This is a genomic window from Kluyvera huaxiensis (genome assembly GCF_040149365.1).
In the GTDB taxonomy this organism is placed as follows: domain Bacteria; phylum Pseudomonadota; class Gammaproteobacteria; order Enterobacterales; family Enterobacteriaceae; genus Kluyvera; species Kluyvera intermedia_A.
In genome coordinates this window covers 1-10,967 of sequence record NZ_JBEFLV010000042.1, presented here as the reverse complement: position 1 = coordinate 10,967, position 10,967 = coordinate 1, and the positions used below count along the sequence as shown (strand labels likewise).

The window sequence follows — 10,967 nt, the reverse complement described above, 5'->3', positions numbered from 1 at the left end:
GAAATTCCTAAAATAAAAACGATAAAACATCTACCAGCATATCGCTGGTGCGGGTTATTTGTTTTTAGATTATTCACAAATCATAACATTTACTTTACTTTGAGAAGATTCCTGGCAAATTATACGTAACTTTACGGGATAGTTGATGCCGCCTGATCGTCTTCATTCTCATTTTTTATTTTTACCAGGTTCGTTAGGACGATGAAGTTCGAGGGTAATGGGTTAATTATCGTTACGCATTGAGTGAGGGTATGCCATGTCAACGATTATTATGGATATATGCAGTTACACGCGGCTAGGGTTAACCGGATACCTGGCCAGTCGTGGAGTGAAGAAGCGAGATATTGACAATGTAGACAGCGTAGACGGGCTTGCGGAAATCTGTAGCGCCCGACAACCCTCTGTCGTGTTCATTAATGAGGACTGCTTCATTCACGATGTGCAGAGTAGTCTGCATATCAAGCAGATCATTAATCAACATCCCAGAACTTTATTCATCGTTTTTATGGCTATTGCCAATATACATTTTGATGAGTATTTGATGGTACGGAGTAATCTGCTAATTAGCTCCAAATCGATAAAACCGGAAACGCTTGATATTATTCTAGGGAATTATCTGAAAAAAGAAACTGCAGATGCAAAGCAAACTAGCGTCTCCACATTGTCATTAAGCCGGACAGAATCAAGCATGCTGAAAATGTGGATGTCAGGCCAGGGAACGATTCAAATTTCCGACCAGATGAATATTAAAGCCAAAACGGTATCATCACATAAGGGTAATATTAAAAGGAAGATAAAAACGCATAACAAACAGGTTATCTACCACGTTGTTCGCCTGGCAGAGAACGTCACTTCGGGCATCTTTGTGAATATGCGCTAGGACTCGCGGGACAGGGAAACTGGCGGTATGTCTACCGCCAGACGTCTAATACTATTCGTTTACTTCAACAAAGATCCCATCAGGGTGCCCCAGCTCATTGAAGAACCAGATCCCCAGCGGATAATCCTCCAGCGCCACCAGATACATCGTTCCTTCATTGAACTGCTCAATGGCCAGAACAACACCGGAGCGACGTGGCCCCCCATCGGTCTTGACCGTCACACGATCGTTAACTTGCATAAACGTCATCTCCTGATTGGTTTAGCCCAGTGTAGAACAAAATCGTCGGGCTGACAGCGCATTGCTGCATAACCGTCTATTAATCCGTCGCTTACCGTTAATCGCTCAAAAAATAAGCAAAACCATTCAACAGATGTATACTTATACAGGGAGTGAAAAAAAGGTACTGATGATGAAAACGACCATTAACCCCCGGGGGGTAAATGTTGATGCGCTGCTGGCGGCCATCAACGAGATTAGCGAAAGCGAAATTCATCGTGCGGCGAGTGACCCGCATCATGTTAGCGTGGACGGTCGCGAATACCATACCTGGCATGAGCTGGCGGAGGCCTTCGAGCTGGATATTCATGATTTCAGCATCACAGAAGTGACGCGCTAGGCGGGTAAAAAAATCCCGACACCTACGCGTCGGGATCAACCTTGCCGAAGCAAGAAGCATTGAAATATTCGTTACATCAGGAAATCTGACGTGGATGAAACATTATCTTCGTTTATTTCGAATGACAAGAATTATTCACCTAATAAATAAGTATGACCGGACATCCGTCCTTCATACCATTTCTCGTAACAACGTTAAAAATCAGATAGTTGATGACTATTCATTCAGAAAATCCTCACTCATGGTTTGAGATTTTTCTTAGGGTTTATTTTATCCATAAGTAAAATTTATGTGCTATGGCCCCTGTCGTCGACTTTGCTCTTAATCTTCCGTGCTGACACGGTTGCGCCCGCCTTTCTTCGCTTGATACAAACGGCTATCGGCGATGGATTGCAAATGCTCAAAGTCGTATTGGTAAAGTTCTTCGCTACAGCACACCCCGAGCGAAGCGCTGACCCGGATAGTCTGTTTCTTACCGACCAGAATTTCACGGGCATTGATGCTTTCGCGAATACGCTCGGCTACGACGCGGGCCTGTTCCAGAGACGTTTCCGGCAGCACAATACAGAACTCTTCCCCACCGACACGCCCGGCAATATCGTGCTTGCGGATTTTGTTCATAATCACTCGCCCGATATACACCAGCACCCGATCGCCGGCCTGATGGCCATACTTATCATTGATGCTTTTGAAGTGGTCAAGATCGAGCTGAATCACCGCCATCGGCTGGTTGTTCTGTTGGCAAAGCGCCAGCGCTTTGCCCGCACGCTCAAACAGCGCAGCGCGGTTATACAAACGCGTCAGCATGTCATGCCATGCACGCCATTCCAGCGAATCCTGCAGCGACGACATATTGCGGACCATACGGCGAATCACCGCCCACGAGATCAACAACATAGAGGTAAACAACAGCCACAGGAGCGTCAAGGCGATACTGATGCTGCCGAAATCTCCGCGTATGCCATCATCGAGACTATGAATACGCAGCAGCACACCGTCAAAGTTACGCAGCTTTTCCCAGCTGATAAAACGCGAAAGCTGGCGCACGCTGCCTTCATTGTCACTCTCATAAGCGTGTGAAAGCTGAGCCTGCACTTCCTGTGAGAGCTGAACGCGCCGTGAGGGAAGCTGCTCGGAAGAAGCAATGAGATTCATGCGGCGGTCGTAGAGCTGGTATTCACCGTCGTCCTCGCCTTCTATCGACTGTATGAGAAACTGGGCCATTTCGTTGACCGACAGCTGGATAGCCAGCACGCCGTACCAGTACTGTTCAAAATCCAGCGGAGCAGAGGCAATGACCATCTCTGCACTCGGTGGTTTGTCCTGATTAAAGGTGGTGAGCCATTTGACGCCGCGATCCGGGTTATTACGCTGGGATTGGGTGGTAAACCACTGGCTAGTGACCAACTTGTAATAGTATTCCGTAATGCTTCCGCGCTGTTCGTCCTCAGTGCTGAGATAGAACCCCGCGCGGGAAACGTAAATCATGTGCGTCTCGAAACGAGAAACATGCTGGCGAGTTAGCGATGAGAGCCGCAGCAGATAGCCCAGCTCGATGCTCGCCATAAACTCATTCCCCAGCAGCGCGTTATCGCGCGACAGCAGATGCGTGTTTTCGACGAACGCATCCGACACGCCGGTGAGCGGCAGAGTTCGGTTGTTATTGAGGGAAATTCGCCAATCCGGTAGGGCGCGCTGATGTTCGAATTGCTGTTCCGCTGTACGCAGAATTTCAAAAGCCAGAGGGATCTGAAGCGCCGACTGCATACCGTTACGGAAAAACAGCAGCCTGTCAGTGTTGAACTGTAGCTGTGCATCCATGTCGTTAGCGACGTTTTTTAGGTTATTACGCTGGCTGGAGATATAGGCATCTTCCAGTACGATGATTTCACGCCAGGTCAAAAGTGTCGAAAAAAACATCACTATCAGAAAGCAGATGTTCACGACCCGTTCAGGTCGTATGCGCCGGGTCAGCCTCGCCCACATTCCAGGAGGTGAGGCAGTGGTCTTTACCGTTAAGGGATGCACTTTTGCCCCCTGTGCTTACTGCTTATCACCACAACGCTCTCTCTTTTGACGCTTGTCTGCTGCTGATAATTCATGATGCTCCAAGACTTCATGCTACGACAAAGATTCTGAAATATGCAGTTCGATACTCGCAATCATTCACATCGAAGGAAGACGAGTATAAATCGCCCGGCAAACGCCGGGCGTAGACGCGGTCATTACGTCTTTTCTTGTTTATGAATATCGCCGGGGATCAGCTCATCTTCGCGGAAAGCTTCCCGCTTGACGCCGAATCCATCATACCAGCGGCATTCAACCATCCCGCTGGCATATCCCGTTACGACCATCTTCGGCCCGCCGCTTTTGGGCCTGACTTCATCACTGACCAAAAAGACCATTATTGCCTCCGGTATCAGGGTGAAACTGTTTCACCTTAGCCGATTCCTGATCGGTTTGCGTAGCGGGGCAGCATTTTTTATACATTGCTCTGACGCAGACGTGAAATCCCATTTACCACCGTCAGCACGATGGCGCCGAGGATAAAGCCCAGCACCAGGTTTATCAGCGTTGGCAGCAGCATCGCCACCCAAGAGGCTTGCTGTGCAGAGAATGCCTCAATCGCGTGATGCAGTGGGCCAACGCCGTGAACCACAATCCCACCACCGACCAGAAACATTGCCAGCGTACCGACCACCGAGAGAATCTTCATCAGCCACGGCGCAACCACCAGCAGCCCTTTCCCTAGCCCCTGCGCCAGCGCATTACGCTTTTCTACTAGCCAGTAGCCCATATCATCAAGCTTCACGATAACGCCAACAAGGCCATAAACCCCTACCGTCACCAGTATCGCGATGCCGGATAAAATCAGCACCTGATTGAGCAGCGGCGCTTCGGCAACAATGCCCAGAGTGATAGCCACGATCTCCGCCGACAGAATGAAATCCGTCCGGATAGCCCCCTTCACCTTATCGCGCTCGTAGCTACCGGGATCTTGTTGAGCAATCGCTTCCAGACGCTGTTGGCGCGCGTTGTCATCATCTTTATGCTTACGCTCATGCAGCGTATGCATCACTTTTTCAACGCCTTCAAAACAGAGGTAGGCGCCACCAATCATCAACAGCGGCGTTACCGCCCAGGGAATAAAGGCGCTAATCAGCAGTGCCAATGGCACCAGAATGACCTTATTGAGCATCGATCCTTTGGCGACACTCCACACCACCGGCAGCTCGCGGTTCGCACGGACGCCAGAGACCTGCTGAGCGTTGAGCGACAAATCATCGCCCAATACGCCAGCGGTTTTCTTCGCCGCCAGTTTGCCCATCATGGAGATATCGTCCAGTAAGGTGGCGATATCATCTAATAACGTTAATAAGCTACTTCCTGCCACAAGTGACATCCTTCATTTTTGTATTGATAACAAAGTATGAAGCAAAAAAGCGCCGGGAGTAAGCGATACATATTCATAACATAAAGACAACATCAATCCCTGAATTAAAGCACTCGCCAGCGCGGTAGTTTTGGCGTTTACTATCTGCCTGCTTGCTATTTTGCCGTGAGGAAGTATGCGTTTTAAACATCTGTTGCCGCTGGTTGGCGCGCTATTCGCGTTATACATCATTTGGGGATCGACCTACTTTGCCATCAGCATTGGCGTGGCCAGTTGGCCACCGCTAATGATGGCGGGCGTACGCTTTCTCTCAGCGGGCATCGTACTGTTCATTTTTCTGCTGGCGACCGGTCACCGCCTACCGGCACCAAAGCCGCTGTTAAATGCAGCGCTGATTGGCGTACTGCTTTTGGCTATCGGTAACGGCATGGTAACAGTCGCCGAACATCAGCATGTGCCTTCCGGTATCGCGGCGGTAGTGGTGGCCACCGTGCCATTATTTACCCTGTGCTTTAGCCGCTTTTTTGGTATCGCCACGCGTAAACTGGAGTGGATGGGGATTGCCATCGGTCTTGCCGGAATTGTTCTGCTCAATAGCGGCGGCAACCTCAGCGGTAATCCTTGGGGGGCATTGATGATTTTAATCGGTTCCCTGAGCTGGGCGTTTGGCTCGGTGTACGGCTCGCGGATTACGCTGCCGAGCGGAATGATGGCCGGGGCCATTGAAATGCTGGCCGCCGGAATTGTTCTGATGGCAGCCTCGCTGTTGAGCGGGGAACGTCTGACCGCCATGCCCGATTTACGCGGTTTCCTCGCGGTGGGTTATCTGTCGGTATTTGGTTCGATTATCGCCATTAATGCCTACATGTATCTTATCCGCAACGTCACTCCGGCGGTGGCGACCAGCTACGCGTACGTTAACCCAGTGGTCGCCGTGCTGTTAGGCACCAGCTTTAACGGCGAAAATTTGTCCGCCATAGAGTGGCTGGCGCTGGCGATTATCATTGCGGCGGTGGTGCTGGTCACGCTCGGCAAGTATCTGTTCCCGGCGAAAAGTGTGGCTATTGCGTGTCCGACGCAGAAATAAAAGTCAGACAAGAAATCCCTTGAGTACCGATCTGCGCGCTGCCGTCGCCGCCGCAGATCCACTCCTCCAGACGCTCACACAGCGCAGCGTCACTAAGCTTCATTCGTCCCCGTAACGCGCATTCCCACACGACCAGTACGCGCCAGCCCTGCTCACTGAGCAGCCTCATATCGCGCGCATCGCGCAAAACATTGCCGTTAATTTTATGCAGCCAGAATTCAGTTCGGGTGGCCGGGACTTTAAACAGGTAACAGTCGTGATGATGCCAGAAGCAACCGTGGGTAAAGACCACGCAGCGGTAGTCACTGAGGGTAAAATCGGGGCGGCCCGGAAGACTGCTGTCCTGCGCTAACCAGCGCAGACCAAGCGAATCCAGCAAAGCCGCCATCCGTTTTTCTATAGCCGTATTCTGCGCGCCAATCGCGCGCATATTCTTACTGCGGGTGGCCTTATCGTGAACGTCTGCCATCGTTCTTGTCCGCATCACGTAGCGCTACGGCCTGCAAAATGCGCGATTCCAGCAGGCGAGCAACGGCGGCAAACACCGGTACGATAACGGAATTGCCAAACTGGCGATAGGCTTGAGTATCTGACACCGGGATGCGAAAACGGTATCCCTGCGGTGATTCAAAACCCATCAGACGTGCGCATTCACGCGGCGTCAGACGACGCGGGCGATGCAGTTGGTTTTGCGGGTCGTCAAAGTCTTTCTCGCCCAACGAACGATCCCATCCTCTGTCGACGAGGATCTCGGCACCATCCTTGTAATAACGCGCTGAGAGCGTACGCGCGACGCTGTTTGCCCGCGTAGGATCGACCAGACCATAGCCAAAACCGTTGCCCTTCTGCTGGTGCTTTTGGGCATAGCGATAGAGATATTTCCATAGCACCGGCGTCAGGATAAATTTTGGATTGACCGTTGGCTCCAGTAATTCCGCAAAACCAGGACGATGTTCCGGGTAAAGCGCGGGAATATCGCGCAGAGTAAACCCTTCTTGCAGCCCTAAATCCCGGCGAAAACCTACCAGCACAATACGTTCGCGGTGCTGGGGCAGGAAATGTTGACCATCAATAATTTTCGGATCGTCAGCTCCCATTGCCGCTGCATCTGCCACCTCATAACCCAGCTCATCCAGAGTCTGCATGATGACCCGGAAGGTTTTCCCGTTATCATGGCTTTTCAGGTTTTTGACGTTTTCCAGCACAAAAATGGGCGGCCTGCGAGCGTCAATAATACGTACCACATCAAAGAACAGCGTTCCCTGGGTATCGCAGGCAAACCCGTGTGCCCGTCCCATGGCGTTCTTTTTCGACACCCCCGCCAGCGAGAATGGCTGACAGGGAAAACCTGCCAGCAGGACATCATGCTGGGGGATAGACTGCAGAATATGTGCCCTGGCCTCGCTGTCGCTGGTTTCGGGATGGTGGCTCAGCGTAACGTCGCGAATGTCGGCATTAAATTGATGTTCCTGCGGATCGCAGTACCAGTTGGCTTTATAGGTCCGCACCGCATGTTTGTTCCACTCGCTGGTAAATACACACTGTCCACCGATGGCTTCAAAACCGCTGCGGATCCCACCGATTCCAGCGAAGAGATCGACAAAACGAAACGCATAATGCGGATGATGCGCCGGTGGTTTCGGCAGCATCGCCGCCAGATGCGCACACTCATTTTCGCTCAACCGGGTATTGGCGCGCGATAACGCGACGACGCGTTTGATGATAGCCGGGCTCCAGTGCTGTTCCCCCACAGCAATCAGCTCGGCGACAACGGTCTTAAGATCGTAAATTTCCAGAATATGCTGGAGCAGCGCCTGAGCATCCGGTTCAGGGCTCGCCGCCACCTCGTTTATTAAGACTCGCTGTTGCATAAAATTGACCAGATACAGAAAAAGGAAAATAAGCCTGAGATTATCATAAGTTGGGCAGATCTTGCGCCGCGAATCGTCTGAGCACACCGGCATCCAGCGAGTCAGGGTCTCCGCTCAATTCGGCACCCAGTTTGGCCATAAAGTGCACCAGAAAATCGGCGTTGCGCTGTGCTATTTCACGCCCCTTTGCCGTTTGCATTGTTTCCGGCAGACGCAGTAATTTAGTCTGGAAATGGTCAAGGGCGTAAGCTTTATCATCCAGCGAGCGACTCTCGGCAAAAGGGTCATCGGCATTGAATAGCGCGGTATTCATGGCACCAGAGACCGCAAAGACGCGCGCCAGACCTATAGCCCCCAGCGCCTCAAGGCGATCGGCATCTTGTACAATTTTGGCTTCTATCGTTTGCGGTGTAATTTGCGCGCTAAAGCTATGCGCTTCGATAGCATGGGCAATGGCGGCGTGGTGTTCGACAGGAAGCTGCGGGAAATCGCTCAATAAAATCTGTACCGTCCGCTCGGCGGATAGGAGAGAAGAACGGGCGCGGTCAGGATGATTTTTCGGCAGACTGACCAAATCGTGAAAATAGCTGGCGAAGAGAACGACGGTCAGACAAACCGACTGCCCGTCGGCAATCTGCTGCGCGGACCGCCATACCCGGCGGAAATGGGCAATATCATGCGAAGCATCGCCGCCGTCATAATGTTGTTCAAACCACAACTCAATGTGTTGCTGCCACGTCGTGAGATCCATTCCATCGCTACCTAAAGATGTAAGCCGGACCCCAGCATAGCAATATTACGAGCGCTCTTCCTGTTCAGCCGTGCGAGGACGCGTATACCAGGCGATGCCCCCCAACAGTAAACCCACGATACTCAGTAACAGAAAACCCAGTAGCGCCCCCAGCCATTTGCCGCTGGTAGAACCAATCTCACCGTCAAGGGTTGCCCCAGGGATGCTTTGTACTGCGCTGATGACCCAAATGTAACGCACCATCGCCCAGACAAAGTAACCGCAAAATGCGTAGAAAACCCAGAGCGCCAGTCTACCGCCAGGGCTGCGATTCATCCTTTCTTCCATAAACCACTCTCATCACACGAATAATACCAACGGCAATAACGTCACCAGACAAAAATGTGACAACAATCACATTATAGCAATTTAAGCCGCTCGCGATAGTCTCTGGTTCGACCTTAACGCGATGAAATGGCGCTCAGTTGATCCGCGGCAATGTTGTCGTCCAGCGCGATGAACATTGCTATCACATACCGCGAGGCCATATCTTATGTATCTCGCCAGCTATTTTTCTTCACGCCATTATTTTTTATTCTTGTCATTTATCGGCAAATACATACTTCATGTTTTTATATATCACACTTATCATTCACCCCACCAATAAAATAAACCACCTAACGACACCTATGTTTCTCATTTAAAACATGCCATGATTCACATTGTTATTAGTCTTTTGTGATGCATGGAATCTTTTATTTACTTCATCTTCCCGACGGTACACGTGTATCGCCGGGATTTTTTTATATCATACATTCTCAATACATTCATCAAGAGCATAAGCCTGAGTGCCGCACCATATAAAATATATGCATAACAACATGTTAAATACACAAGGAAAATGAAATGACACCTACCATATTAAATTTATTATAAATGAAATATGTTGAAATATTTAATATAGTTTACTTACATTTATATCGTGAAATAAAATGAACCCCCAATATATTATTCAATCCAGTAACGCCGGATGACGTTACTTTATTCACATGCGTTATAATGCAAAGGAAAATATAATGAAAATTAAAGCACTGGCAGTGTTGTTCCCCGCTTTATTGATCGCAGGCGCGGTTAATGCGGCTGAACTATATAATAAAGACGGCAATAAACTTGATCTTTACGGCAATCTTGATGCCCGTCACACCTTCTCTGATAACGCAGGCGATGATGGCGACGAAACCTACGTGCAGCTTGGTTTTAAAGGCGAAACGCAAATCAACAGCGAGCTGACTGGCTATGCTCAGTGGGAGTACAAAACCTACGCTAACGACACCGAGAATGCAGGCGATAACTCCTTCAACCGCCTTGCCTTTGCGGGGCTGAAGTATGCTAACTACGGTTCCTTCGATTACGGTCGTAACTACGGTACGATCTACGATATTGAAAGCTGGACCGATATGCTGCCGGTATTCGGTGGCGATTCCTACACCTGGTCCGATAACTTTATGGTGGGTCGTACCAACGGCGTTGCTACCTACCGTAACACCGACTTCTTTGGCGAAGTCGAAGGCTGGAACTTCGCGCTGCAGTACCAGGGCAATAACGAAGATGGCTCAAATCATCAGGAAGGGACTAAAAACGGTCACAATGACGTTCGTTTCCAGAACGGCGATGGCTACAGTATGTCTACCACCTATGAATTCGGCGAAGCTTTCCCTGTGCTGCAGGGCCTGAGCGTCGGTGCAGCATACGGTGCTTCTGACCGTACCAACGACCAGGTTAATTCCCGCGGGACATACAATAACTACGGTAATGGCAAAAACGGCAGCGTTCGCGCTGGCGGCGATACGGCTGAAGTTTGGACTCTGGGCGCGAAATACGATATCAACAACATCTATCTGGCGATGATGTATGCTGAAACCCGTAACATGACACCGTTTGGTGACGATGGTATCGCTAACAAAACGCAAAACTTTGAAGTCACAGCACAGTACCAATTCGACTTTGGCCTGCGCCCATCTCTGGCCTGGGTCTATTCCCGTGGTTATGATGTCGGTGTCCACCACAATGACAGCGGTTCCTACCTGACCGACCAGGATCTGGTAAACTACGTTGATGTTGCTGCGTCCTACTACTTCAACAAAAACATGTCCACTTATGTTGATTTCAAGGTTAACCTGCTGGATAGCTCATCCAACTTCTACCATGCTAACGGTATCTCTACCGATAACGTCCTCGGCATGGGTCTGAACTACCAGTTCTAACCCGGCGACGAAAAAAGCCCGCATTATGCGCAATGCCGTTCACTTAAGCGGAGCAGCATGACGGTTAACCGGATAGCGGGTTTTTGATATTTTAACCGCCCTCGGCCTTGATGGTCGGGGGC

General features: G+C 50.3%; 12 protein-coding genes. 4 read left to right on the top strand and 8 right to left on the bottom strand.

Going from position 1 to position 10,967, the window contains the following annotated elements:
- Nucleotides 1–256: 256 nt before the first annotated feature.
- Nucleotides 257–880 (top strand): transcriptional regulator RcsA, encoded by a 624-nt coding sequence (gene rcsA, locus ABOC97_RS23615; protein WP_234507466.1) that lies wholly within the window; start codon nucleotides 257–259, stop codon nucleotides 878–880.
- Between the two features lie 51 nt (nucleotides 881–931).
- Here the strand turns inward: rcsA and dsrB are convergent, their stop codons facing one another.
- Complete coding sequence (gene dsrB / locus ABOC97_RS23610) at nucleotides 932–1,120, bottom strand: protein DsrB (protein WP_234507464.1); 189 nt, start codon at nucleotides 1,118–1,120, stop codon at nucleotides 932–934.
- 169 nt (nucleotides 1,121–1,289) lie between these two features.
- Between dsrB and ABOC97_RS23605 the strand changes: the two genes are divergently transcribed.
- Nucleotides 1,290–1,499, top strand: a complete 210-nt coding sequence (locus ABOC97_RS23605; RefSeq protein ID WP_349602274.1) for a YodD family protein — start codon at nucleotides 1,290–1,292, stop codon at nucleotides 1,497–1,499.
- Between the two features lie 321 nt (nucleotides 1,500–1,820).
- Here the strand turns inward: ABOC97_RS23605 and dgcQ are convergent, their stop codons facing one another.
- From dgcQ to ABOC97_RS23590, 3 genes are all read right to left on the bottom strand, one after another.
- A complete protein-coding gene (gene dgcQ / locus ABOC97_RS23600) occupies nucleotides 1,821–3,485 on the bottom strand; it encodes a cellulose biosynthesis regulator diguanylate cyclase DgcQ (protein WP_349602277.1) in 1,665 nt (554 codons plus the stop codon).
- A 239-nt stretch (nucleotides 3,486–3,724) separates the two neighbouring features.
- Nucleotides 3,725–3,904: a YodC family protein gene (locus tag ABOC97_RS23595; protein WP_349602272.1), complete on the bottom strand. Its 180-nt coding sequence runs from the start codon at nucleotides 3,902–3,904 to the stop codon at nucleotides 3,725–3,727.
- Between the two features lie 77 nt (nucleotides 3,905–3,981).
- Nucleotides 3,982–4,893 carry a DUF808 family protein gene (locus ABOC97_RS23590; protein WP_349602270.1) on the bottom strand — a complete coding sequence of 304 codons (912 nt, stop codon included), beginning with the start codon at nucleotides 4,891–4,893 and terminating at the stop codon, nucleotides 3,982–3,984.
- Between the two features lie 175 nt (nucleotides 4,894–5,068).
- Between ABOC97_RS23590 and yedA the strand changes: the two genes are divergently transcribed.
- Complete coding sequence (yedA, locus tag ABOC97_RS23585) at nucleotides 5,069–5,980, top strand: drug/metabolite exporter YedA (RefSeq protein ID WP_349602268.1); 912 nt, start codon at nucleotides 5,069–5,071, stop codon at nucleotides 5,978–5,980.
- On the opposite strand, the gene ABOC97_RS23580 is transcribed toward yedA, so the two are convergent.
- Genes ABOC97_RS23580 through drpB form a run of 4 tightly spaced genes read right to left on the bottom strand, consistent with a single transcriptional unit; the run spans nucleotide 5,955 to nucleotide 8,929 of the window.
- Nucleotides 5,955–6,449, bottom strand: coding sequence for a very short patch repair endonuclease (locus ABOC97_RS23580; protein WP_349602266.1), 495 nt, complete (start codon nucleotides 6,447–6,449; stop codon nucleotides 5,955–5,957). The genes yedA and ABOC97_RS23580 overlap by 26 nt on opposite strands.
- Entirely contained in the window at nucleotides 6,430–7,851 is a 1,422-nt protein-coding gene (locus ABOC97_RS23575) for a DNA cytosine methyltransferase (RefSeq protein ID WP_349602264.1), read from the bottom strand. The genes ABOC97_RS23580 and ABOC97_RS23575 overlap by 20 nt, the downstream gene beginning before the upstream one ends.
- Before the next feature lie 43 nt (nucleotides 7,852–7,894).
- Nucleotides 7,895–8,602 carry a phosphohydrolase gene (locus ABOC97_RS23570; protein ID WP_349602262.1) on the bottom strand — a complete coding sequence of 236 codons (708 nt, stop codon included), beginning with the start codon at nucleotides 8,600–8,602 and terminating at the stop codon, nucleotides 7,895–7,897.
- Nucleotides 8,603–8,647: 45 nt separating this feature from the next.
- Nucleotides 8,648–8,929 carry a cell division protein DrpB gene (gene drpB, locus ABOC97_RS23565; protein ID WP_349602261.1) on the bottom strand — a complete coding sequence of 94 codons (282 nt, stop codon included), beginning with the start codon at nucleotides 8,927–8,929 and terminating at the stop codon, nucleotides 8,648–8,650.
- A gap of 728 nt (nucleotides 8,930–9,657) precedes the next feature.
- Here drpB and ompC point away from each other — a divergent pair.
- Complete coding sequence (gene ompC / locus ABOC97_RS23560; RefSeq protein WP_349602259.1) at nucleotides 9,658–10,845, top strand: porin OmpC; 1,188 nt, start codon at nucleotides 9,658–9,660, stop codon at nucleotides 10,843–10,845.
- Nucleotides 10,846–10,967 lie beyond the last annotated feature (122 nt).

Bases quoted from the DNA above. Each gene is read 5' to 3' on its own strand.
- rcsA (WP_234507466.1), top strand. From the start codon at position 257: ATGTCAACGATTATTATGGATATATGCAGTTACACGCGGCTAGGGTTA.
- dsrB (WP_234507464.1), bottom strand. From the start codon at position 1,120: ATGCAAGTTAACGATCGTGTGACGGTCAAGACCGATGGGGGGCCACGT.
- ABOC97_RS23605 (WP_349602274.1), top strand. From the start codon at position 1,290: ATGATGAAAACGACCATTAACCCCCGGGGGGTAAATGTTGATGCGCTG.
- dgcQ (WP_349602277.1), bottom strand. From the start codon at position 3,485: ATGTGGGCGAGGCTGACCCGGCGCATACGACCTGAACGGGTCGTGAAC.
- ABOC97_RS23595 (WP_349602272.1), bottom strand. From the start codon at position 3,904: ATGGTCTTTTTGGTCAGTGATGAAGTCAGGCCCAAAAGCGGCGGGCCG.
- yedA (WP_349602268.1), top strand. From the start codon at position 5,069: ATGCGTTTTAAACATCTGTTGCCGCTGGTTGGCGCGCTATTCGCGTTA.
- ABOC97_RS23580 (WP_349602266.1), bottom strand. From the start codon at position 6,449: ATGGCAGACGTTCACGATAAGGCCACCCGCAGTAAGAATATGCGCGCG.
- ABOC97_RS23575 (WP_349602264.1), bottom strand. From the start codon at position 7,851: ATGCAACAGCGAGTCTTAATAAACGAGGTGGCGGCGAGCCCTGAACCG.
- ABOC97_RS23570 (WP_349602262.1), bottom strand. From the start codon at position 8,602: ATGGATCTCACGACGTGGCAGCAACACATTGAGTTGTGGTTTGAACAA.
- drpB (WP_349602261.1), bottom strand. From the start codon at position 8,929: ATGGAAGAAAGGATGAATCGCAGCCCTGGCGGTAGACTGGCGCTCTGG.
- ompC (WP_349602259.1), top strand. From the start codon at position 9,658: ATGAAAATTAAAGCACTGGCAGTGTTGTTCCCCGCTTTATTGATCGCA.